The sequence below is a fragment of the Grylomicrobium aquisgranense genome (assembly GCF_033971865.1).
In the GTDB taxonomy this organism is placed as follows: Bacteria; Bacillota_I; Bacilli_A; order Erysipelotrichales; family Erysipelotrichaceae; genus Bulleidia; species Bulleidia massiliensis.
Genome location: NZ_JALBUR010000003.1, coordinates 101,667 through 123,082 on the forward strand (window position 1 = coordinate 101,667; position 21,416 = coordinate 123,082).

Here is a 21,416-nt window from a genome sequence, read left to right on the forward strand (position 1 = left end):
GTCAACTCATATTTACATGAATAAAAAACCCATCGGCTCCGTTTGCGTGATCTGTCAGATAAAGCTGATCCATACTTTCTGCTTTTACCAGAAAACCAACAGTGTAGTCCATTGAATCTCCCTGGGGCAGCCGATACGCCATCGAATGTATTTTGGAATCATATGGTGAATCAAAATATATTACTTCATCCCAATAATCAGGCATATCGCTCACTTGCTCCAGATTTGCCAGATAAATGATATCAGCGCGAAAGCAATCTTCAGGAAGATCATCCCAGCTTGGAAACATATCTGGATGGGGTACAGCATTCAGATTCGTGACACGCAATTTTACAAGGATCAGATGATAGCCATCCTTTAACTGGTCTTTCGAAGCATCATAAGCACTTGCAAATGTCTGGAACTCGCTAAGCTGATCTTCATACTGAGCAAAGCTGGTCATCAATCCAGTTTCCAATATCTCATAAGATAATTGCCCAGAAAAAAAATCTGATGTAAGAACAAAGCTCTGCTCATTCTCGTACTTTTTCACCTGTTTTTTGATTTTTGAACTAGTGAAAGCATTACCACATCCTGTCAATAATGATACTAATACTACCAGCAATAAAGCTTTCTTTGAATGACCCATATGATCAATGCCTTGCTACAATCATTCCTGAAGTTCTAATGCTATCTGCGCTCCAGCGTCCTGAAACAACATCCGAACGAATGATATTGTCTGACTGCAACTTTAATCCGGCAAAGCGATATCCTGCTTCATAAATACCATTATAAATTTCATATTCATATCCGATATCCAAACTGACTGAATTGGTCGGACTCCCTGTATAATCTTGCGTAAGATTCGAATTCCACGAAGTAGAACCACACGCCCATGTCTGAGCTTTGACAGAATTCCCGGCTTTAGTAACGTATGCATATACAGAAGATGCATTCGACTTCTCACGGGGTGCACTTACAGGAGTAAAGCTTCTTGCAGAAATAGTAAAATTTGTAAAATACTTATCTTCTGTAGACGCATGTACTGCGATACATGGTGCCAATAATAGTGATGAAAAAAGAGCTGCTCCCCAAACACGTTTTGATTTTTTCATTTTCTTCCTCCCTAGAAAAAATATTCTGATATGAAAGCGCTTCCTGAGGGAATAATACATGGCCATATTTCTGCTGTCAACAGCAAAAAAACTGGCAAACTATTTTACATTTATCTAACACAGAAATACTATCTTTACCATTTCGCATTAGCAATGATTAACCATTGGCATCCTTCAAAAATTGCGCTGAAGCTGCCAAAACATCTTTTTGGAATCTAAAGGGATTGGATGTGCTACGATCAGGGCAGGAGGCAATACCATGGAATTTCGCATTGAGGAGAAGAAGGCATTTACCGTTGTTGGCATCAGCCGTCATTTTGCATTGGAGGATTGCTATGCCAGAATTCCAGAGTTCTGGGATGAGATCATGAAAGATGGGGATCACAGGCGCATTCTTGGTATGTTTGGCGTCTGCTATGATTCCGATGGCAAAGGAATGGAGTATATGATTGGAGATCTCTATCAGCCTTGGAAACAGTTTGAAGATGGCGATACGGCATTCTCATTTGAGGATGGGCTTTGGGCGGTCTTTCCATGCCATGGTGCTTTACCGGATGCTTTGCAGAAAGTAAATACAGAAGTGTGGTCGAAGTGGGTGCCTGCGCATCGGGATACATATGCACTGCGTGCCAATTACAATATTGAACTGTATGCACCGATGCCAGAGAAGGCAGAAGATATTTACACAGAGATCTGGCTGCCGGTAAGGAAAATAAATGGCTGATTGTAAGTATTCAATGATCATTTTGTAAAATCCGTACTAATCAGGTCAGCTTACTTGAAATCCATGTGGGATATCATCATAATAGACAGTGTTCACCGAGATGGTGAGATTGGATTGATTAGAAAACTGGAGGAAAATTGAAGATGAAGTACAGATGTGTTGTATGCGGTCACATTTATGATGAGGAGAAGGAAGGCGTCAAGTTTGCTGATCTGCCTGAGGATTGGGTCTGCCCTGTCTGCAAGGCTCCGAAGTCCAAGTTTGAGCCGGTTGATGAGACCGAGGATCTGAAGTGGGATTCTGAGCATGTTGTAGGCGTCGCTTCCAATGTTCCGGAAGAGATCAAGGCACAGCTGCGCAATGAGTTTGCTGGTGAGTGCTCTGAAGTTGGTATGTACCTGGCCATGAGCAGAGCTGCCATCCGTGAGGGCTATCCGGAAGTCGGCATGTTCTACAGACAGGTTGCTTTTGAAGAGGCTGATCACGCTTCCCGTTATGCTGAGATGCTCGGTGAGGTCGTTTCCGCTTCTACAAAGGAGAACCTGAAGGTCAGAGTCATGGCTGAAAATGGTGCAACCAATGGCAAGACTGCACTGGCTAAGAAGTGCAAGGAACTCAATCTCGATGCCCTGCATGATTCTATTCATGAAATGGCAAGAGATGAAGCACGTCACGGCAAGGGCTTCAAGGCTCTGCTCGACAGATACTTCAAGGACTAATCTGCTTCATCAGGCTCCGGATCTTCCGGAGTCTTTTTCTTTTCTTTGTTTAAGATTTCTTAAGGTTTCGTTTGCATGGGTGGAAATTTGCTACAATGATGGCATATGGGGAAACTATTGAAAAAGGGGATCATTTCCTTGCTTTCTGTTCTGGCTTTGGTTCTGTGTACTTTGCCGGTGAAAGCAGAAAACCGGACGATCCGGATTCTGTTTACATCCGGTCTTCTGGCACAGCTGGATCCCATTCTGGAAGTCAATGAAAATGGGGAAACGATACAGACAGGCGGTTTTGCAGGACTGGCAGGCACGATTGCCAGCCAGAAAAACGATGCCACGCTTGTGCTGGATGCCGGAGATTTCTCCTATGGCACGTCAGCATCCGTTTTGATACCAGATGGCACGGTGTTATCACTGCTGAAACAGATGGGCTATGATGCCGTGATGCCGGGAGAAAAAGACTTCTCTTATGACCATGACAGTCTTGTCTCCATGTGGAATGCACCGGTGGAAAAGCCGTATGCTGTGCTGGACAATGTTTCTCTGGAAGGCACAGACATCTTTCTGCCATCCTTATTATTAGAATGCGGTGGAGTGCAGGTTGGCATCTTCGGCGTCATGTCTGACAGTCTTTCAGGCGATGGCATTTCGGTGCAGGATCCCCTGGAATCTGCCAGTGCTTCTGTGAAGGCACTGCAGGCAGCCGGTGCACAGTACATCATTGCGATGTGCCATGATGCCGCCAGGGAAGATACATCACGCTTGTGTGATATTCTGGCTGACAAGATCGAAGGGATTGATCTGATCATCAATGGGCACCAGGATGAAATGACTTCTTCACCATCCCGGCAAAAGGATACCTGGATTGTCAATGGAGACAGCCAGGGCAGAAATCTTGGCGTTCTGGATATCGATGTGGATGCACGCACAATCTCCTCATGCCAGTATGTCAGAATCGATCCTTCTCTTGCGGATGAATCTGTGCTTACAGCGGTGAATGATGCCAGGCAGCAGGCAAAAGCGAAGCTGCGTGCTCTTGGTCAGGATCCGGATCAGACTGCCGGCGTGAGTGATCATGTGTATACAGATCCAAATAATGAACAAAGCGACACACGTGATTTCATCATGGATGCCTTGAGTGATGCCTGGAATCATCAGACAGCGCTGCCGGGCCGCTATGCCGTGTCACTTGCTGGTGCTGATGAGCTTGTCATGCCATTGCCCAATGGTCAGATCACAGCGATGAATCTGCTGGATACCGGTCTTGCCGGCAATGATGCAGGCTCCTTGTCACAGCCATTGTATGGTGCCTATGTCAAAGGTTCAGATCTGAGGAAGATCTGTGAGATTGACTATCATGAGGGGCAGCGGAATGCTTTATCACAGCTTGCCATGGGCAGGATGAAGTATACAGTGCTGGATCAGCGGCTGGCGATGAACCAGGTGGTGGATGTCTATGTGCGGGAAACAGATAAATACTGGGCAAAGGTGAGTGATGATGCCTATTATCCGCTTGTCTATACAGCCCGTGTGAAACAGATTCTGGATTCAGCAGGTACGGAAAGCAGAGGGATCCTGCAGGTGACACTGTATGGTGATGCCAAAGCAGCCACATCTGCCAGCGATACACCTCTGAAGGCATCCGATGGCACAGAAATGAATGCGCTGTGGGCAGAAATGGCCTATCTGGAATCTTTCCCGCGCGGTGAAAATGCCGTGCACACCCTCTCGGGGCAGTATCAGAGTACCATCCAGAAAGTAACAGCCGTTAAAATGAACGTACACAACTACTTTGTGCATACATCCCGCTTTGGTTGGATGGTGTACCTTGGCATTGTAGGTGCTGTGGTGCTTCTGATCATCATTGTGCGTATCTTTGCCTGGATTTACAATCGCCTCCATCCATTACAGGCAGGGGATGATTGAGCACAGAGGACATGCTATAATTTCTGAAAAGCGAGGGATGATCATGAGTGAAAATAATAAGGAAGTACAGGCAGAACCGGAAATTGAGCTGACACTTGGCGGTGCGGATGAAACACCTGCCGCAAAGCAGGAAGAGGCAAAGCCGGAAGAACAGCCTGCGGCGGATGCCTATGATGAAAGCAAGCTGAGCCCGAAGGAACAGGCAACGGTAGATAACTTTGCCAAGCAGATTGATATTACGCAGTCCAATATCGTGCTGCAATATGGCTCTCAGGCCCAGAAGAAGATCACGGATTTCAGTGATACAGCCTTGAACAATGTGCGTACCAAGGATCTTGGTGAAGTTGGCAAGCTGCTGGGTGATCTGGTTGTGGAGCTCAAGGGTACGGCAGAGGCTTCAGAAGACAAAGGTCTGTTTGGCATGTTCCGCAAGAGTGGGACAAAGATCGAAGCCATGAAGGCAAAGTATGCCAAGACCGAAGCCAATGTGGATAAGATCGCGGATGTGCTGGAGGATCATCAGATTCAGCTGCTGAAAGATATTGCTTTGCTGGATCAGCTGTATGAGCGCAACCAGCAGAATACAAAGGAACTGACGATGTATATCATTGCCGGTAAGAAAAGACTTGCACAGGTGCGGGAGAAGGAGCTGCCTGCTCTGCAGGCCAAGGCAAAGGCATCCGGTCTGCCGGAAGATGCCCAGGCTGCCAATGATCTGCAGAATGCGTGTGACCGCTTTGAGAAGAAGCTTCATGATCTGATGCTTACCCGTACGGTGTCCATCCAGATGGCACCGCAGATCCGTCTTGTGCAGAACAATGACACAGTCATGACGGAGAAGATTCAGTCTACGCTTGTCAATACCATTCCGCTGTGGAAGAACCAGATGGTTCTTGCCCTTGGGGTGGAACATTCCCGCAAAGCAATGGAGGCAGAGCGTGCTGTTAACGACATGACCAATGATCTGCTCAAGAAGAATGCCGAGACACTGCATCAGGCAACCGTGGATACGGCCAAGGAATCTGAGCGCGGCATTGTCGATCTGGAGACTTTGCAGCATACCAACCAGGAATTGATTGCCACATTGGATGAAGTGCTGCAGATCCAGAAAGAAGGCCACCAGAAGCGGATGGAAGCGGAGAAGGAGCTGACCCGTATTGAAGGTGAACTGCATCAGAAGATGCTGCAGGTAAATCAGTAACGGATCAAATAGAAAGACAAAGAAAAACAGCTGCCGCCGGCAGTTGTTTTTAGAGGACACGATGGCAGCGAAAAGAAGACGCAGAAAAACACGCACAAGAACATACAGAACCAGAAGAACATACCGCCGCAGAAAGACATCCAGCCGGATGCCGCTGTTTCTGATCGGTATTTTCGTGCTGATTGTGTGTGCTGCCATCACTTCCTGCATCAACCGTGAGGATCATTATGAATATGATCCGGTGACAGATGTGCAGATGAATACAGAAAACCGTGAATACAACATGTATGACATGACCAGTCTCATCAGTAATAATGGTATTTACAGCTATGAGGATGATCGCTACACATCACAGTTTGGCGTGGATGTGTCTGAGCATAATGGCACCATTGACTGGGCAGCCCTGAAAGCAGATGGTGTGCAGTTTGCCATGATCCGCATTGGCTATCGGGGTTATGACCAGGGTACCATTACCGAAGACTCTGCTTTTGCCAGAAATATCAAAGGTGCACATGATGCTGGCATCCAGGTAGGCGTCTACTTCTTCTCACAGGCAGTTTCTGAGGATGAGGCTGCACAGGAAGCCAAGTGGGTCATAGAGCGTCTGCATTCAGAATCCATTGATCTGCCGGTAGTCTATGACATGGAAATGTATTCGGATGAAACCAATGCCCGCGGCAATACCACAACCCGGCAGCAGCGTACTGCAGATGCGGCAGTCTTCCTGGATAATATTGCCAATGCCGGCTATTCACCGATGCTGTATGCCAGCACCGGCACGTATGACACAGTCTTTGATCCGCAGTATCTGACCGGCTATCCGTTCTGGGTGGCAGAATATGATACAGTATGCAGCTATCCGTATACCTATGCCATGTGGCAGTATTCAGAAAGCGGCATGTTAAATGGTGTATCTACTAACGTAGATCTGGATATCCGTCTGATTGAGAAGTAATTATTCTGCGTCTTTGAACACCATCATCGTGCGCAGATATTTTGGCGTGACCGTTCCCCGGGAGAGGTCTTTGACCTTCTCAGGGAACGTTTTGTTTTCGGTTTCCACCAGTACGGTAATGTCTTCATCATACAGCGTGTCTTTGATGGTACCCTGCTGGCGCAGCCATGTCTCAAGCGTGCCCTGCATGGCATAGGGATAGCGTACCTCATATACATCCACCGGCACTTCCATGACTTTAGGTGCACTGGCAATTGTATCGGCCGTGATGCCGCCATAGGCACGGATCAAACCGCCGGCGCCAAGCTTGATGCCGCCAAACCAGCGCACCACACAGGCACACACATCCTGGATGCCGCTTTTCTTCAGTGCTTCCAGCATGGGTACCCCGGCAGTGCCGGCTGGCTCGCCATGATCATTGGACCGCTGCAGCTGATTGTTTTCCCCCATCACCCAGGCTGTGCATACATGGGTCGCATCGTGGTATTCCTTCTGCACTTCATGGATGAAGGCACGTGCTTCTTCTTCTGTGTGTACGGGACGCAGAATGCACAGAAAGCGTGATTTGCGGATGATGGTTTCCTGCTGATATTCTTCTTTGATCTGCATGAAAGGTATTATACACATCCTGCAGGAAAGAAGACAGAAGATGGGCGATCGATGATAAGATAGATATGATGAGCAGAATACAGCAGCTTGATGCACAGATTGCCAATATGATTGCGGCCGGCGAGGTCGTGGAGCGGCCCATGGGGGTTGTCAAGGAACTTGTGGAGAATGCCATTGATGCCGGCAGTACGAGAATTGTCGTGTCCATTACGGATGGCGGCATTGAAAAGGTACAGGTAGAGGACAATGGCTGCGGCATGGATCATATCGATGCCAGATTGGCTTTTCTGCGCCATGCGACAAGCAAAATCCGTGTCCAGAATGATCTCTGGAATATTCATACATTAGGATTCCGCGGGGAAGCCCTGCCTTCCATTGCGTCTGTTTCCAAACTGACCATGAACACAAGTGATGGCAATGATGCCACCCACATTGTCATGGAATACGGCAAAGAGACGGCCTATGAAGCCATGGCATGCCCGGCCGGCACTTCGATCACGGTGGAGGGTCTGTTTTACCATACCCCTGCCAGACTCAAACATCTGCGCTCCGCCAGTTATGAGGCATCTTTGATCCAGAATCTACTCGTTTCCTTTGCCCTGAGCCATCCGGAGATTGCCTTCCGTCTGTTTTCCCAGGATAAAGAAGCATTCCGTACATCCGGCAATGGCAATCTGCTGGAAGTGCTGTTTCAGGCTGCCGGCAGACCGGCTGCAGAGAATGCCGTAAAGATTGATCTGAATGACTTTGATTACCGGGTATCCGGCTATATCGTCAAGCCGGTTATTACCCGTGCTTCCCGCACCATGGAACATGTTTTCATGAATCATCGCATTGTACGGGATTTCAAATTATACAAGGCGATTCAGGATGGCTATGGCAATGGTCTGCCAGCAGGCAGATATCCATTAACAGTCCTGAATATCGACATGGATCCCCATCTGCTGGATGTCAACGTGCATCCTTCCAAGTGGGAAGTCCGTCTGTCCAAGGAAACACAGCTGGAATATCTGATCCGTGATGGCATTCATGATGCTTTGAGCGAATCAGTACCGGTGCCGGAAAGCAAGCCGGTGATCCGTACACCGTATTATCATCCCCAGTCCTTTGATGCCGAAGAGCTGCGGCCCAAAGATATGCCGGTGAGCGAAGAGAAAACAGAGCAGACAGAAAGCATACGAAATAGACAAAACCCCAGGGACAGCCAGCTTATCCAGAAGCAGGAAACAGAAAATACAGAGCCAATACCAGAACCGGAGACAATCGTCACAAGTCAGTCTGCAATATTGCCTGCAGAAGAAAGCAGAAATACGGCGGAAACACCTGTGCAGAGTGAAATTGCACAGGACAATGCCCTGCTGTCTCATTACAGTGTGCAGGAACAGACGAAGTATAAGCCACAGAAAAAGTCGTTTCCGATGATGGATGTGATTGGCCAGTATAAGGGTAAGTGGATTCTGTGTGCATGTGAAAAGGGCCTTGCCGTGATTGATCAGAAGCGGGCAATGGCAGTGGCAGAGACACAGAAGGTGATTGACAGTCTGCAGAAAGCACCGGTGATGTCTTCTTTACTGGTGCCGATTACCATCCATGCCGGATCTGATCTTGTCAGCCGTCTTGGTGTGATCAATGACCAGGTATCCTGCCTGTATATTCACTTTGAGCCATTTGGCAGTGATACTCTGATGGTGCGTGAAATTCCTTCCTGGCTGCAGGATCTGGATCCTTCTGCTTTTCTGGAAGATCTGGTGGATGGGTTCCGCCATGAAGAAAAAGTAGATGCATTGGCACAGTTGAAGAAGGAAATGGCAAAAGCGATATCTCTGCGCAGTCAGAATACAAATCTTGGCAAAGAGGAGATGCAGTCTTTGTTAACACAGCTGTCTCAGTGTGAGGATCCGTTTGTGACGGCGGAAGGAAAGCCGGTCTTTGTGATCGTGGATGAAAAGACACTGGCAAGAGGGTTCCGCTGATGAAGAAGGTGCTTGTGATAGCCGGGCCTACGGCAGCCGGCAAATCCGATTTTGCCGTAGAAATGGCAAAGCAGTTGGATGGCATTATCATCTCCGGTGATTCAATCCAGGTATACAGAGGCTTTGATATTGGCTCTGGCAAGATTACCAAGGCAGAGATGCAGGGAATCCCGCATGAGCTGATTGATATTCTTGGACCGCGTGATCATTACAGTGCGGCCGACTTTCAGAAGATGGCCCGTTCCATCATTGATACAACAGAGAAATTTCCGATGATCTGCGGCGGTACCGGTCTGTATCTGAAAGCATGTCTGTATGACTATGCTTTCCCGGCAGAAAACCATGAAGGGACAATCGATCCGGCTCTTGATCAGATGGATAACGATGCCTTGTATGCACTGCTTGTGGAAAAAGATCCTGTGCAGGCAGAAAAGATTCATCCCCATAACAGAAGGCGGGTGATCCGGGCACTGACGATTCTTGCACGTCAGGGCAAGACGATGTCTTCTCTGGAAGCTGCCCAGACGCATATGCCCGTTTATGATATCTGGATTGCCGGCTGTACGATGGACAGAGACAAGCTGTATGCACGCATCAATGCACGTGTAGAGAAGATGTTTGCATTGGGGCTGGAACAGGAAGTGAAAGACTTGCTGCAAAATGGCAGCACGTTTTCGGATCAGGCGATGCAGGGCATCGGTTATCGGGAATTTGAGCCGTATATAAAAGGTGAATGTACGCTGGATGATGTAAAGACACAGATTCAGACACATTCCCGTCAGTTTGCCAAGAGGCAGTACACATGGCTGCGCCATCAGCTGCCTGTACACTGGTTTGACATTACGGATGAAAAGGAAAAACAGAAGATGGCGGAAGAGATCATCAATTGGAGTAATTCATGAATATGTATGAGAAGATCAGGCACCTGATACGCACCAATGCCTGGTATGACTTTGGCATCTGGACAGGTATTTCCATTGTTCTGGCAGGCGTGATTCTGCTGGGATGGCATCAAAGATGGTCGCTGGATGCCTTTGTGCTTGTGGCTGCCATGGTATTGATCCCCGGGGCAGTGATCCTTCTTTGTGTCTGCCAGCATCGTCTTGCAAAGCTGCGCACCCTGATTCAAAGCGGCGGTACAGTGGACGAATTTAAAGAGGAAACGTGGATCGTCTTGCAGAAAGGCCTGTTCCTTGGCAGAAACTGGCTTGTGCAGCAGGATGGCAGCCATGTATTTCCTGTTCAAAGACAGCAAATTCAGGATCTGCAGGTGGAAAGAAGACTGGATGGCAATGGCATTCTGCATATTCTGGCAAATGGGAAAAAGATGACATGCCTGCTGGACATCCAGAATCATCCTGAAATTGAAAATATTCTTGGATCATGGCATCATGGCAGCATCATCTGTCCTTCGTGTCTTGGCATCAATGATCCTGAGAATCGTTTCTGCACACATTGCGGTACGCCATTGCCGCATTAATGTGAACGTTTGATGAAAGATGAAAACGTTTGGGCATGGTTGTATAGTACCTGGATTGACAAACGTTTTGAAACACGTACACTGATAAATACCCCGATGGGGGACAGCGAAAGGAGCTGAAAATTCATGGAATTCAATCGTGAAAACGTCTATTCCGCGGGCGGAACCCTGCAGTCGTATCTGTCCCGTGTCTTTGTGACCATGGGTGCCGGCCTTGGCATTACTGCCCTGGTAGCCGCCCTTGGCTATTTCAATATCATGTCAGGAGGCTGGATGTACAAGATGCTTGCCAATGGCTCCATCAGGATGGCATTCCTTGTGGCATTCATCGTCCAGATCGGTCTTTGCATTTCAATGGGAAGAAGACTGACAACCATGTCAAACGGCACAGCCAGAACCATGTTCTATGTCTATGCCGGTGTCACCGGCTTCACCTTCTCAATCCTGCCTCTTGAATTTGGCCTGGCAACAGTGTTTACCGCCTTTGCTTTTGCGGCAGTCATGTTCTTTGCCTGCGCCGTGATCGGCCACTATACAAACGTGGATCTTTCCCGTTTCTCCGGCATCATGATCGGCGGCCTGTTCGCTCTGGTGCTGGCCTCTGTACTGGCTCTGTTTATCCCATCACTGCGTAATGGCCTGGTGATCTCCTATATTGGCGTCATCCTGTTTGGTGCCTTAACTGCATGGGATATGCAGAGAGTCAAGGCAATCTACTATCAGACCCAGGGCAATGAAATGCTCAGCGGCAATCTGGCTGTCTATGGTGCCTTTGAGCTGTATCTGGACTTCATCAACATGTTCCTGTATATCCTGCGGATTGTGGGATCCCGCAGCAGTTCCCGGAACTGATTGTGTTTCTTGCAAGGCAGGGCTTCCTGCCTTTTTTCTTGCTATAATCTTGGTGGAAATGAAGATAGAAGAATACAGATTAAATGAATACAGGCATCAGTTTCTGACGATTGAAGCAGATGATCTGACCGAAACCTTGAAGGACCGTATTGAGATTCATGAGGATGACTGCTTTGCCTTGTGTTCCTGCTATTGCAGCGATGATGGCGAAGTGATGTTCAATGTGCTTTCCGTCGGCCCGGATTGGGAAAACTGTACGCGCGGGCTGGATGATCCCGAGATGCTTGGCTTCTGGTCAATGCAGGATGTCTTTGGCCGTACGGCAAGACTGGTTGAAAGTGATGAGGATCTTTTGAAAAAGAATGCATCGTTTCTGGCCGGTGTGGAAAAGAACGTAGATGAGGATCTGCTGTTTCTGCGCAATGATGCCCGTCTGGATGATCTGCGCAATGCAGCCTATGCCGATATTGTGCTGACTGGTTTTCTTTCGGATGATGAGATTCATGAATATGAAGCCTGTCTGTCAGGAACAGATGGTCCATTTATCACTGGTTATACAGCTGAGGATGTTCCGGGCTTGCCGGACCATACACCGTTTAAGGCCATGCCGTATGCCGTGGATGATCAGGTCAGGCTGCTGGCATTGTTTATAGGAGACAAGCTGAGCGTCTCGGATGAGGAAGCCATGCAGAAAATCAGGCAACTGTCTGAACAGCTTGGCATTGCATATGAAGGGAGAGTGTACCGCAGTTAATGAGTAAGAATCATGATGTGAAATATAAATGTCCGTATTGTGGATATGTGTTTGATATGACAGTCTATGATGCTGTGAACGTCCAGCAGGATCCGGATCTGCGTGACCGCTGTGTATATGGTGAGATTTTCCAGCAGGAATGTCCGCACTGCCACAAGCAGTTCCTTGTCCAGAACGATCTGCTGTATGAAGATCCGATCCATAAGTTTGCCATCTGGGTATGTGCCCATGACTTTGGCAAAATGGATATCAGGGCTTTCACAAAGCCGCTGGTACAAAAGGGCTATGTTCTGCGCCGCTGTGCCACCGTCAAAGAATTCACGGAAAAAATCCAGATTCTGGAAGATGGTGTCAATGATGTCATGGTGGAACTGGCCAAATATGACTGCTTCATCGAATTTGTGGACAACAAGAAAGGCAAGCCGGAGGACATCACTTCGATTGAATACCAGCGCACAGAGAATGATGTCATGCACATCAATGTCAAAACCGGAGATAAGGGCATGGCCTTCATGATTCCAACAGCGATGCTGGAAGAAGAGATGAACCAGAAGCCGGAACGCTATAAGGTGGATGACAGTGAGATGCCACTGGTCAATGCAGACTGGATGGTTTCACTGTTCATGTCGCCGGCTGGCAGAGCCTGAAACATATATAAAAGGGAGTCTCACCAATGAAAGTGGACTCCTTTTTTACGATAGAAAGACAGATGCCGCAGAAATGGCTTTAGATATGTACCGCGTTCAGACCGATTGCCTCTTTCAGGAAGTCGTTTCCCATCTGGACAGCAATTTCATCCACCAGTGCTTTGCGGTCTGCCGGATATTCTTTGTACCAGCCGCCGATCCAGCCATCTTCAATCAGAGGCAGAAAATCATTCTCGAGCTGTCTCATTTCAGTCAGGATGTGATTCTTCTCTGCCCGTGACTTGGAGGTATCCATGGATGCCCGCAGACGTTTCTGATCCAGCAGAGAATCAAAGATGAGTTTGGAACGGATGGTGCCATACAGATATAACTGATAGGGCGTGATGGCGTTGGGGTTCAGGCCTGCCTGTGTGCATGTTTCGGCCAGCAGACTGTGCAGTGCCCGGTAGGAATAGGCTTGTTTCCGGCTGGTCAGGAAGAACGGACGGTCTTCTTTCTGGCTGCCGATGCCAAGGTGATAGGCACGCAGTTTCCTGCTGTAATCACCAAAGAAGCGCCATACGGCAGTTACCTGCCATGTTGCTGTGCCGCTGGCACTGCGGCTGATGAGCTTCATGCGGGCATCCGGCATCACTCTTCTTCCGGTTGTCTTCTTCTCCAGATACGTACCATCATTGAATGTCAGCAGCAGTTCTTTCTCATTGCGCGGATTGATGGTGAAACTGTCCAGACGGATGTTTTCCAGCTGCTTTGGCTTGAGACCCATGTAAATCATGCATTCCAGCAGGATCTGCTTCTTTGCCGGCAGCTTTGGCAAAACATGGATCATAGTCCGGATATCCGCAGGATTTGCAAAAGTATCTTTCTGATAGGTTGTACGGGCCCTGATTTCATTGTGCATGATGCCGGCAAAGGGATTCTGGTAGCCGGGAAACAGAGATGGGCAGGCTGCGATGCGGCTGCCTGCTGCCCGCAGTGTTGCCTTGTAGCGGTGGACGGTATTGGCACTCAAGGTGCCGTCTTTTGCCTTCTCATCCAGATGGTCAAAATAGTCCCGAGCAGCCTGCGGCGTAATGGTCAGAATGGAATACTGGCCATCATGCCAGGCATACAGCAGATTGATCACTTTGCGGTAATCGTTCATGGTGGCCGGATGGTCCTGCAGGGTGCGCATCATTGCAGACCACTGCTGATCATTCAGCCCGGCCGGTAAAGATTGTGTCATCGTGGTTTTCCCCGCTTTCTATGGTGCTTTCTGACTGCATGATAGTGTACCCGGCTGTATCGATACAAGTAGGAATTTGTAAAATCACACAAAGTCACATATTTAAGACATAATTCTGCGGGACGTATTTGCTATCTTATAACTGCACAAGGAAAGTGCACTTTGGATCATTAAAGGAATTGCTCCCCCTTTAGCAATTCGCCAAAGATTCTATCCCCTTAAATAAAAAGAGAGAAGGCCCGGTGTGAGGGCCTTTTCTCATGGTTTGACACATATATGAATGCATGGTAAAAATGAGGATATGTGGGAAAAAGAACGTGAAATTCTGAGAAAAAGGGCGTCTGAATTTCCGGTGCCCTGCATCATTGCCATTGATGGCAGATGCGGATCAGGCAAGACAACACTGGGGACGCTGCTGGCCTGTGATCTACATGCTGACCTGCTGCACATGGATGATTTCTTCCTGCAGGAATATCAGCGTACCCCGTCAAGATATGCAGCGCCGGGAGAAAACGTTGACCATGAACGTGTGGAAGAGGTACTGAAACAGTGGCGCCTTCATAAACCCTTTTCCTATCAGAAGTTTGACTGTACAAAGATGGCTCTGGGAGAGACGGTATCTCTTGTGCCTGGAAATATACTTGTTGTGGAGGGGTCCTACTGCATGCATCCGCAGCTGCGGAAATACTATGACTATTGCGTGTTTGTAACGATTGAACCGTCTTTGCAGCAGAAACGTCTTCTGGCGCGTGAAGGGGAGCAGAAGCTTGCCATGTTCAATGCACGCTGGATTCCTCTGGAAGAGACATACTTTGCTGCGCTTGATGTTGAAAGGCAGGCAGATCTGGTGCTTGTATCACCATCCCTGTAATGGCAGGGCATTTCGGGCCATATATCGATTTGATTGCTTTAAAAATCAGTAGTGCTACAATATTCCTGCCTCTGGGAGGGTTTTTTTAAGTATGAAGATATTAATCGTTGGCGCAGGCAAGGTGGGATATACCTGTACGGCGCAGTTGTCCAGGGAAGGACATGACATCACGCTTGTGGATGTGCGTCCGGATGTTTTGGAGAAGGCGCAGGGTGCCTATGATGTCATTGCGGTGACGGGAAATGGCGCTTCGCTGTCGACACTGCAGGCAGCAGGCATTACCGATATGGATGTGTTGATTGCGGTGTCCAATGCGGATGAGGTCAATCTGCTGGCATGCATTACGGCAAAGCATCTGAATCCGCACATCAATTGCATTGCGCGTATCCGTGATCCTGAATATGTTGCCCAGGCATATGAAATGCGTGATGAGTTCGGCCTGTATCTGGTGGTGAATCCGGAACGTCAGGCAGCCCATGAAATTTTCCAGCTTCTGAAGCTGCCGGGATCTCTGACGCGTGAGACCTTTGCCAAGGCCCGTATGGAGATGATTGAACTGCGGGTGGCAGAAGGATCCGTGCTGTGCGGCAAACGGTTGAGTGAACTGGAAAATGCGGTGCATACACGTGTTCTTGTCTGTGCAATTGAGCGGCATGGCGAGGTGATCATTCCACGTGGTGATGCATCTTTGATGGCGGGTGACAGAATCTCCGTTACTGGTTCCAGCAATAATCTGCATCAGATGCTTGTTCATCTTGGCATTATCAGGAAGAATATCCGCCATGTTCTGATTGCCGGGGGTGGCAGGATCAGCTACTATCTGGCTTCTGAACTGGGACGTTCTGGCATGACTGCCAATATCATTGAATCGGATGCATCGCGCTGTGAGGAACTGGCTGATCTGCTGCCGGCCGCAACAGTAGTGCATGGGGATGCGTCCAGTCAGGCTTTTCTGGAAACAGAGGATCTGACGGACTATGATGCTGTGGTAAGCTGCACAGGCATTGATGAGCTGAACATTGTTATATCCATGTATGCGTCCATGTGTCATGTTCCGCTGACGATTACCAAGCTTGGCCGCGGTGACAGCAGCCGTATTCTGGACAGTCTGCCGGTGGGACCGACGGTATGCCCGAAGGATCTGTGCACGACGCATATTGTCCGCTATGTAAGAGCGATGGAACACAGTTCCGGTCTGTCTGCCCTGTCAGTGCATAAGATTGCGTCCGGCAATGCTGAGGTGCTGGAGTTTGTTGTGGATGAAAATACAAAGCATATCGGTGAAAAGCTCAAGGATATGCCGATTCAGAAGAATGTTCTGATTGCATCGATCAGCAGTGGCAGAACGACAGAGATTGCCCATGGTGATATGACGTTCCATGCCGGTGATACAGTTGTCATTGTTGCGGCCAGTGATCATGTTATTGGTACGCTGAATGATATTTTCGGGGAGTAAGCTGAGATGAATTGGAAAATGATATGGCGCATCATTGCCTGGATTCTGGTTGTAGAAGCGGGCCTGATGCTGCCGGCATTGTTCATCTCAATCGGCTATCATGAACCTGCTGCCATCTATGGCTATTGTCTGACCCTGCCGATTATTCTTGGCTGTGCCGGTATTCTGTTCCTTCTGACACGTAATGCCAGAAAGGGCTTCTATCAGCGGGAAGGCTTTGTTACAACTGGCCTGAGCTGGCTGGTGATGTCTGCTCTTGGCTGTCTTCCTTTCTTCTTTTCCCGGGAAATCCCTAATTACATCGACTGTTTATTCGAAATGGTCTCAGGTTTCACGACCACTGGTTCTTCCATCCTTACGGATGTGGAAGCACTGGACAAGGGACTTCTCTGGTGGCGGTCTTTCTCGCACTGGGTTGGCGGCATGGGCGTGCTCGTCTTCCTGATGGCAATTGTCCCTCTTGGCGGAAAGAATCAGGGCTTCACACTGCATATTCTGCGGGCAGAGTCTCCCGGTCCTGCCGTCGGCAAGATGGCACCGCGCATGAAGGAGACGGCACTGATCCTGTACCGTTTGTATCTTGTCCTGACTGTACTGAACATTATCTTCCTGCTGGCTGGCGGGATGGACTGGTTCTCTGCCTGCTGCATTGCCTTTGGCACAGCCGGCACCGGCGGCTTCTCTGTTCTCAACAGCTCCTGTGCTTCCTATTCACCTTACATTCAGTGGGTGACAACGATCTTCATGTTTGCCTTTGCTGTTAACTTCTCAATTTATTACCTGCTCTGGCTGCGCAATTTCAAAGCAGTCTGGAAGGATGAGGAACTTCGCGGGTATCTGCTGATCATTGCTGTGACGATTACAGCTCTGGTGCTCAATGTACGCGGACTGTATGGCTCACTGTCAGAGACGATACGGCATTGTGCCTTTACGGTTGCGACAATCATGTCCACAACCGGATATGCAACAACGGACTTCAATCTGTGGCCAGCTTTTGCCAAGGCCATCATTCTGTTCCTGATGTTTGTTGGTGCCTGTGCAGGCAGTACCGGCGGCGGCATCAAAGTGATCCGGGTGATTCTGCTTGGCAAGATTCTGCGCCGTAACGTGCATGAAAACCAGCATCCTGATGAAGTCAGCGCGATCCGTATCAATGACCGCAAAGTGGATGAGCAGGTCATCCGCAATTGTGAGGCATATCTGATTGCCTATGCCGGCATCGTCATCCTCAGCTTCCTGATCGTTTCTCTGGATGGGTTTACGGTAGAAACCAATTTTTCTGCAGTCATGGCAACGTTCAATAACATCGGGCCTGGTCTGGATGCAGTTGGACCGACTTCCAACTTTGCGGCTTACAGTGCCCTTTCAAAGATTGTCATGACCTTTGATATGCTTGCCGGCCGTCTGGAGATCTATCCGATCATCATGCTGTTCTCCCGCCGTACATGGCGCAAGAGAAGATAAGCGCAATATCACACATTGCACTGCCGCTCTGGCAGTGTTTTTGTTTCGTGCTATACTGGCTCCTATTAAGGAGGACTGATCATGATTATTCATAATGGACTGGTTCATGATGCCATTCACCGTGAGCCATATCATGCTGACATTCTGGTAAAGGATGGAAAGATTCAAGATATTGGTACGGATCTGCCATCTGATGAAGAACTGGTGGATGTACAGGGTGCCAATGTGTATCCGGGCTTTGTAGAGGCACACTGTCATCTTGGCTTGGATGGCTATGGCATTGGTTTTGAGGGGCGTGACTACAATGAGCGCAATGATATCTGTACGCCGCAGCTGCGTGCGATTGACAGCTTCAATCCCCAGGATCCTGCCATTGCCATGGCCGCGAAGGCAGGCGTGACGTGTGCTGCCACCGGACAGGGAAGTTCCAATGCGATCGGCGGGCTTTGGACATGTGTAAAGACAACCGGCATCTGTGTAGATGACATGGTTGTCAAGGACAACATTGCCATGAAGTGTGCACTGGGTGAAAATCCCAAGCGCTGCTATCAGGATAAAGGTAATTGTGCAAGGATGTCCACGGCGGCTGTGATTCGCAATATGCTGTTTCAGACGAAGGATTATATGGCACGCAAGGCTGCTGCCAATGGTGATCCGCTGAAGATGCCTGCCTTTGATATGAAGTGCGAGGCCATGATTCCGGTCATTGAGAAGAAGATCCCGCTGAAGATTCATGCCCATCAGGCCAATGATATTCTGACGGCTATCCGGATTGCCAGAGAGTTTGATGTCAAGCTGACATTGGAACATGTAACAGAAGGCCATCTGATTGTGGATATTCTGAAACGGTATCCCGATCTGCCTCTGGCAGTCGGGCCTACGCTGACAAATGCGTCCAAGTTTGAGCTGCAGAACAAATCCTGGACAACGCCTGGCATTCTTGCCAAAGCGGGCTGTCATGTGTCCATCATTACCGATGCTCCGGTTATTCCGCTGCAGTATCTGCCGCTTTGTGCCGGTTATGCCATCAAGGCAGGCATGGATCCCTTTGATGCATTGCAGGCCATCACAATCCATCCGGCTGAGCATATCGGTGTTTCAGACAGAGTGGGTTCCATTGAAGTGGGCAAGGATGCGGATCTTGTCATCATCGATGGCTCACCGTTTGAAGTATCCTCAACTGTCAGACAGGTATACATCGCCGGAGAACAATTGTAAAAGTTCACCTATTGTTCACATACAGGACATATTTGTATCACATTTTTCTCCTAGTATTACAACTGTCAGATGGGAAAACATCTGATGATAATCTCCCAAAGATTAGGAAGTTCTCCAGACCCCCCATCCTGGAGAAATACTTCCCCCCCAAAGAAACCGTCTATCCCCCATGGACGGTTTTTCTTATTCGTGCCTATAATAGCCCCGGAGGTAATTATGATTCAGAATACAATTCTTCCCGTCCGTTGGGGCATCATTGGTGCCGGCGGCATTGCCCATCGTTTCTGTGCCTCTCTTACCAATTTCAAAGACTGCCAGCTCTATGCCATCGCCGGCCGGAACAAAGCCAAGATGGAAGCATTCCAAAAAGAGTTTCCGTGTGATGTGATTTATACCAACTTTGATGCGCTGATTCAGGATGAAAACGTGGATGCCATCTATCTTGCTCTGCCGCATTTTCTGCATGCCGCGTGGGCCGTCAAGGCACTGCAGGCACATAAGCCGGTGCTGTCTGAGAAACCTGCGGTGATTACAACAGATGAAATGAAACAGGTCATCCAGGCTGCCCGTGACAGCCATACGCTGTATATGGAAGCGATGAAGACGCGCTTTGAGCCGGCATATACCGCAATGAAAAAACATCTGTCTGAGATAGGTGATATCACACAGATCAGCGCTGAAAACAGTTCTGTCCTGCCGCCTGCTCTGTTTGGCAAAGGCTATCATACTTCCGGTAAGGGAAGCGGCTGCCTTCTGGATGGCGGCTGTTATCTGACGGCTCTGGCGATTGATCTGTTTCCGGGGCTGCCGCAGGTGGAACTGGAAGATCTGGTCCTGAAAGAAGGCGTGGATATGTTTGTCAGAGCAAAGCTTGCCTTTCATAACGGAACAGCAGAGATTGCCTGCGGATTTGACAGAGATATTCCATCCCATGCCGTCATTTGCGGCACCAAAGGATCCATAGCCTTTGCCCCGGCCCACCGGCCGGATCACTTCACTGTGAAAACAGCCGAAGCAGAGAAAACATATCAGGTGCCCTATGAGAATGATGACTTCCATGGAGAGATTGCCCACTTTGTGCAGCTTCTTAAAGAAGGAAAAATCGAGAGTGATGTCATGTCATGGGATGATTCATTGCGCAATATGGAAGTGCTGGAAGAGATTTCCGGTTGCTGGAGGAAACATGCATGAAATATTTGTTCTTTGATATTGACGGCACGCTGGTCAGCCATGATCATGGTCTGATTCCCAGTGCAAAAAAGGCAATTGAAAGATCCAGGCAGAAGGGCAACTTATGTTTTCTTGCCACGGGCAGACACTTGTCATCACTGTGGGCTGTGAAGGATCTTGATATGGATGGTGTGATCTACTGCAATGGTGCCGGCATCTTCATGCATGGAAAGATCCTGTATACCAATCCCATTCCCCATGCCATCTGTTCCAGGACGGTCTTTCAGGCAGAGGAAAGAAATGGTGCCTACTCGCTCCAGAGTTCGTATGAGATGTTCAAAAATGTGGCAGAGATGGACCGCTTTGAAAAGTCAGTAGCCTTTGATCCAAGGTTTACATCCTTTCAGGATAAGCTGCAGAAATTCGGTGCCAAACCATTCACCCAGTATCGCAGTCAGGATATTCTGAAAATCGATATCGGCTTTGCCACAGAAGAAATCATGGATGACTTTCAGAAGGTAATGAGTCCACAGCTGACTCTGGTTTCCACAGCCGGCTATCATATCGAAGAAGGCAAGAAATCCGGTGAGATCACCAGGAAAGGTGTCAGTAAGGGTACAGCCATTGAGAAGCTTGTGGAGATGTTGCAGGGGAATATGGCCGATACATATGCCTTTGGCGATTCTGGCAATGATCTGGATATGATTCAAAGATGTCATACTGGTATTGCCATGGGCAATGGGTTTGATGAGCTCAAGAAGGCAGCAGACTATGTGACCGATGACATTGATCACGATGGTCTTGCCAAAGCCATGGAACACTTTGATCTGGTCTGATATGCATAGGCTGGATGTGTGGATGTTGCAATCGGGCATCTTACAAGCATGCAAAGATAAATGATATTAAGATAAAGTAAACAAGACACTGACACCTGCCGAGGGTGTCAGTTTCATAGTGTGTCGGGCATGGCACACATCTAGCCTGCAATAGAGGCAGGCCGCGGGTATTTGTCGCCAAGCGAAGTGAACTACCAGCCGAGGGTGAATAACCCAGAGCGAAAGCAGTAGCTAGCATATTTCGG

At 48.7% G+C, this 21,416-nt stretch carries 21 protein-coding genes; 17 read left to right on the forward strand and 4 right to left on the reverse strand.

Going from position 1 to position 21,416, the window contains the following annotated elements; translation table 11 throughout:
- Window position 1 precedes the first annotated feature (1 nt).
- Together MOZ60_RS02510 and MOZ60_RS02515 are read right to left on the reverse strand one after the other, a co-directional pair.
- Window positions 2-628, reverse strand: a complete 627-nt coding sequence (locus MOZ60_RS02510; RefSeq protein WP_135358305.1) for a hypothetical protein — start codon at window positions 626-628, stop codon at window positions 2-4.
- Window positions 629-632: 4 nt separating this feature from the next.
- Window positions 633-1,094 (reverse strand): DUF2712 domain-containing protein, encoded by a 462-nt coding sequence (locus MOZ60_RS02515; RefSeq protein WP_370595525.1) that lies wholly within the window; start codon window positions 1,092-1,094, stop codon window positions 633-635.
- Between the two features lie 259 nt (window positions 1,095-1,353).
- Here MOZ60_RS02515 and MOZ60_RS02520 point away from each other — a divergent pair, with 259 nt between their 5' ends.
- The 5 genes from MOZ60_RS02520 (at window position 1,354) to MOZ60_RS02540 (ending at window position 6,616) form a co-directional block, all read left to right on the forward strand.
- Window positions 1,354-1,818 carry a GyrI-like domain-containing protein gene (locus MOZ60_RS02520; RefSeq protein ID WP_108774771.1) on the forward strand — a complete coding sequence of 155 codons (465 nt, stop codon included), beginning with the start codon at window positions 1,354-1,356 and terminating at the stop codon, window positions 1,816-1,818.
- Between the two features lie 143 nt (window positions 1,819-1,961).
- Window positions 1,962-2,537 carry a ferritin family protein gene (locus tag MOZ60_RS02525; RefSeq protein WP_108774772.1) on the forward strand — a complete coding sequence of 192 codons (576 nt, stop codon included), beginning with the start codon at window positions 1,962-1,964 and terminating at the stop codon, window positions 2,535-2,537.
- Between the two features lie 105 nt (window positions 2,538-2,642).
- Window positions 2,643-4,460 carry a bifunctional UDP-sugar hydrolase/5'-nucleotidase gene (locus tag MOZ60_RS02530; RefSeq protein ID WP_370595526.1) on the forward strand — a complete coding sequence of 606 codons (1,818 nt, stop codon included), beginning with the start codon at window positions 2,643-2,645 and terminating at the stop codon, window positions 4,458-4,460.
- A gap of 43 nt (window positions 4,461-4,503) precedes the next feature.
- Window positions 4,504-5,661, forward strand: a complete 1,158-nt coding sequence (locus tag MOZ60_RS02535; RefSeq protein ID WP_370595527.1) for a toxic anion resistance protein — start codon at window positions 4,504-4,506, stop codon at window positions 5,659-5,661.
- 61 nt (window positions 5,662-5,722) lie between these two features.
- Window positions 5,723-6,616 (forward strand): glycoside hydrolase family 25 protein, encoded by an 894-nt coding sequence (locus MOZ60_RS02540; protein WP_370595528.1) that lies wholly within the window; start codon window positions 5,723-5,725, stop codon window positions 6,614-6,616.
- Here the strand turns inward: MOZ60_RS02540 and MOZ60_RS02545 are convergent, their stop codons facing one another.
- Window positions 6,617-7,225, reverse strand: a complete 609-nt coding sequence (locus MOZ60_RS02545) for a YigZ family protein (RefSeq protein ID WP_277010687.1) — start codon at window positions 7,223-7,225, stop codon at window positions 6,617-6,619.
- Window positions 7,226-7,290: 65 nt separating this feature from the next.
- Between MOZ60_RS02545 and mutL the strand changes: the two genes are divergently transcribed.
- From mutL to MOZ60_RS02575, 6 genes are all read left to right on the forward strand, one after another.
- On the forward strand, window positions 7,291-9,198 hold the full coding sequence (gene mutL / locus MOZ60_RS02550; RefSeq protein ID WP_370595529.1) for a DNA mismatch repair endonuclease MutL: 1,908 nt from the start codon (window positions 7,291-7,293) through the stop codon (window positions 9,196-9,198).
- Window positions 9,198-10,100: a tRNA (adenosine(37)-N6)-dimethylallyltransferase MiaA gene (miaA, locus tag MOZ60_RS02555; RefSeq protein WP_370595530.1), complete on the forward strand. Its 903-nt coding sequence runs from the start codon at window positions 9,198-9,200 to the stop codon at window positions 10,098-10,100. Before mutL ends, miaA begins: the two co-directional genes overlap by 1 nt.
- Complete coding sequence (locus tag MOZ60_RS02560) at window positions 10,097-10,678, forward strand: zinc ribbon domain-containing protein (protein WP_370595531.1); 582 nt, start codon at window positions 10,097-10,099, stop codon at window positions 10,676-10,678. Before miaA ends, MOZ60_RS02560 begins: the two co-directional genes overlap by 4 nt.
- Window positions 10,679-10,804: 126 nt before the next feature.
- Window positions 10,805-11,530 (forward strand): Bax inhibitor-1/YccA family protein, encoded by a 726-nt coding sequence (locus MOZ60_RS02565; RefSeq protein ID WP_370595532.1) that lies wholly within the window; start codon window positions 10,805-10,807, stop codon window positions 11,528-11,530.
- 58 nt (window positions 11,531-11,588) lie between these two features.
- Window positions 11,589-12,284 carry a hypothetical protein gene (locus MOZ60_RS02570; RefSeq protein WP_135358308.1) on the forward strand — a complete coding sequence of 232 codons (696 nt, stop codon included), beginning with the start codon at window positions 11,589-11,591 and terminating at the stop codon, window positions 12,282-12,284.
- On the forward strand, window positions 12,284-12,931 hold the full coding sequence (locus MOZ60_RS02575; RefSeq protein WP_277652590.1) for a CpXC domain-containing protein: 648 nt from the start codon (window positions 12,284-12,286) through the stop codon (window positions 12,929-12,931). The genes MOZ60_RS02570 and MOZ60_RS02575 overlap by 1 nt, the downstream gene beginning before the upstream one ends.
- A 79-nt stretch (window positions 12,932-13,010) precedes the next feature.
- Here the strand turns inward: MOZ60_RS02575 and MOZ60_RS02580 are convergent, their stop codons facing one another.
- On the reverse strand, window positions 13,011-14,156 hold the full coding sequence (locus MOZ60_RS02580; protein ID WP_370595533.1) for a site-specific integrase: 1,146 nt from the start codon (window positions 14,154-14,156) through the stop codon (window positions 13,011-13,013).
- Window positions 14,157-14,457: 301 nt separating this feature from the next.
- On the opposite strand from MOZ60_RS02580, the gene MOZ60_RS02585 reads away from it, so the two are divergent.
- The 6 genes from MOZ60_RS02585 (at window position 14,458) to MOZ60_RS02610 (ending at window position 21,171) form a co-directional block, all read left to right on the forward strand.
- The gene (locus MOZ60_RS02585) at window positions 14,458-15,027 is read left to right on the forward strand and encodes a uridine kinase family protein (RefSeq protein ID WP_370595534.1); all 570 of its coding nucleotides are present in this window, start codon (window positions 14,458-14,460) and stop codon (window positions 15,025-15,027) included.
- A gap of 91 nt (window positions 15,028-15,118) precedes the next feature.
- Complete coding sequence (gene trkA, locus MOZ60_RS02590) at window positions 15,119-16,483, forward strand: Trk system potassium transporter TrkA (RefSeq protein ID WP_370595535.1); 1,365 nt, start codon at window positions 15,119-15,121, stop codon at window positions 16,481-16,483.
- A gap of 6 nt (window positions 16,484-16,489) precedes the next feature.
- Window positions 16,490-17,947: a TrkH family potassium uptake protein gene (locus tag MOZ60_RS02595; protein WP_370595536.1), complete on the forward strand. Its 1,458-nt coding sequence runs from the start codon at window positions 16,490-16,492 to the stop codon at window positions 17,945-17,947.
- A gap of 81 nt (window positions 17,948-18,028) precedes the next feature.
- Window positions 18,029-19,165: an amidohydrolase gene (locus MOZ60_RS02600; RefSeq protein WP_370595537.1), complete on the forward strand. Its 1,137-nt coding sequence runs from the start codon at window positions 18,029-18,031 to the stop codon at window positions 19,163-19,165.
- A gap of 216 nt (window positions 19,166-19,381) precedes the next feature.
- A complete protein-coding gene (locus tag MOZ60_RS02605; RefSeq protein ID WP_370595538.1) occupies window positions 19,382-20,356 on the forward strand; it encodes a Gfo/Idh/MocA family protein in 975 nt (324 codons plus the stop codon).
- Window positions 20,353-21,171, forward strand: a complete 819-nt coding sequence (locus MOZ60_RS02610; protein WP_370595539.1) for a Cof-type HAD-IIB family hydrolase — start codon at window positions 20,353-20,355, stop codon at window positions 21,169-21,171. The genes MOZ60_RS02605 and MOZ60_RS02610 overlap by 4 nt, the downstream gene beginning before the upstream one ends.
- The last annotated feature ends 245 nt before the right edge of the window (window positions 21,172-21,416 follow it).

Excerpts from the sequence above, each read along its gene's own strand:
- MOZ60_RS02510 (WP_135358305.1), bottom strand. The coding sequence starts at position 628 with ATGGGTCATTCAAAGAAAGCTTTATTGCTGGTAGTATTAGTATCATTA.
- MOZ60_RS02515 (WP_370595525.1), bottom strand. The coding sequence starts at position 1,094 with ATGAAAAAATCAAAACGTGTTTGGGGAGCAGCTCTTTTTTCATCACTA.
- MOZ60_RS02520 (WP_108774771.1), top strand. The coding sequence starts at position 1,354 with ATGGAATTTCGCATTGAGGAGAAGAAGGCATTTACCGTTGTTGGCATC.
- MOZ60_RS02525 (WP_108774772.1), top strand. The coding sequence starts at position 1,962 with ATGAAGTACAGATGTGTTGTATGCGGTCACATTTATGATGAGGAGAAG.
- MOZ60_RS02530 (WP_370595526.1), top strand. The coding sequence starts at position 2,643 with ATGGGGAAACTATTGAAAAAGGGGATCATTTCCTTGCTTTCTGTTCTG.
- MOZ60_RS02535 (WP_370595527.1), top strand. The coding sequence starts at position 4,504 with ATGAGTGAAAATAATAAGGAAGTACAGGCAGAACCGGAAATTGAGCTG.
- MOZ60_RS02540 (WP_370595528.1), top strand. The coding sequence starts at position 5,723 with ATGGCAGCGAAAAGAAGACGCAGAAAAACACGCACAAGAACATACAGA.
- MOZ60_RS02545 (WP_277010687.1), bottom strand. The coding sequence starts at position 7,225 with ATGCAGATCAAAGAAGAATATCAGCAGGAAACCATCATCCGCAAATCA.
- mutL (WP_370595529.1), top strand. The coding sequence starts at position 7,291 with ATGATGAGCAGAATACAGCAGCTTGATGCACAGATTGCCAATATGATT.
- miaA (WP_370595530.1), top strand. The coding sequence starts at position 9,198 with ATGAAGAAGGTGCTTGTGATAGCCGGGCCTACGGCAGCCGGCAAATCC.
- MOZ60_RS02560 (WP_370595531.1), top strand. The coding sequence starts at position 10,097 with ATGAATATGTATGAGAAGATCAGGCACCTGATACGCACCAATGCCTGG.
- MOZ60_RS02565 (WP_370595532.1), top strand. The coding sequence starts at position 10,805 with ATGGAATTCAATCGTGAAAACGTCTATTCCGCGGGCGGAACCCTGCAG.
- MOZ60_RS02570 (WP_135358308.1), top strand. The coding sequence starts at position 11,589 with ATGAAGATAGAAGAATACAGATTAAATGAATACAGGCATCAGTTTCTG.
- MOZ60_RS02575 (WP_277652590.1), top strand. The coding sequence starts at position 12,284 with ATGAGTAAGAATCATGATGTGAAATATAAATGTCCGTATTGTGGATAT.
- MOZ60_RS02580 (WP_370595533.1), bottom strand. The coding sequence starts at position 14,156 with ATGACACAATCTTTACCGGCCGGGCTGAATGATCAGCAGTGGTCTGCA.
- MOZ60_RS02585 (WP_370595534.1), top strand. The coding sequence starts at position 14,458 with ATGTGGGAAAAAGAACGTGAAATTCTGAGAAAAAGGGCGTCTGAATTT.
- trkA (WP_370595535.1), top strand. The coding sequence starts at position 15,119 with ATGAAGATATTAATCGTTGGCGCAGGCAAGGTGGGATATACCTGTACG.
- MOZ60_RS02595 (WP_370595536.1), top strand. The coding sequence starts at position 16,490 with ATGAATTGGAAAATGATATGGCGCATCATTGCCTGGATTCTGGTTGTA.
- MOZ60_RS02600 (WP_370595537.1), top strand. The coding sequence starts at position 18,029 with ATGATTATTCATAATGGACTGGTTCATGATGCCATTCACCGTGAGCCA.
- MOZ60_RS02605 (WP_370595538.1), top strand. The coding sequence starts at position 19,382 with ATGATTCAGAATACAATTCTTCCCGTCCGTTGGGGCATCATTGGTGCC.
- MOZ60_RS02610 (WP_370595539.1), top strand. The coding sequence starts at position 20,353 with ATGAAATATTTGTTCTTTGATATTGACGGCACGCTGGTCAGCCATGAT.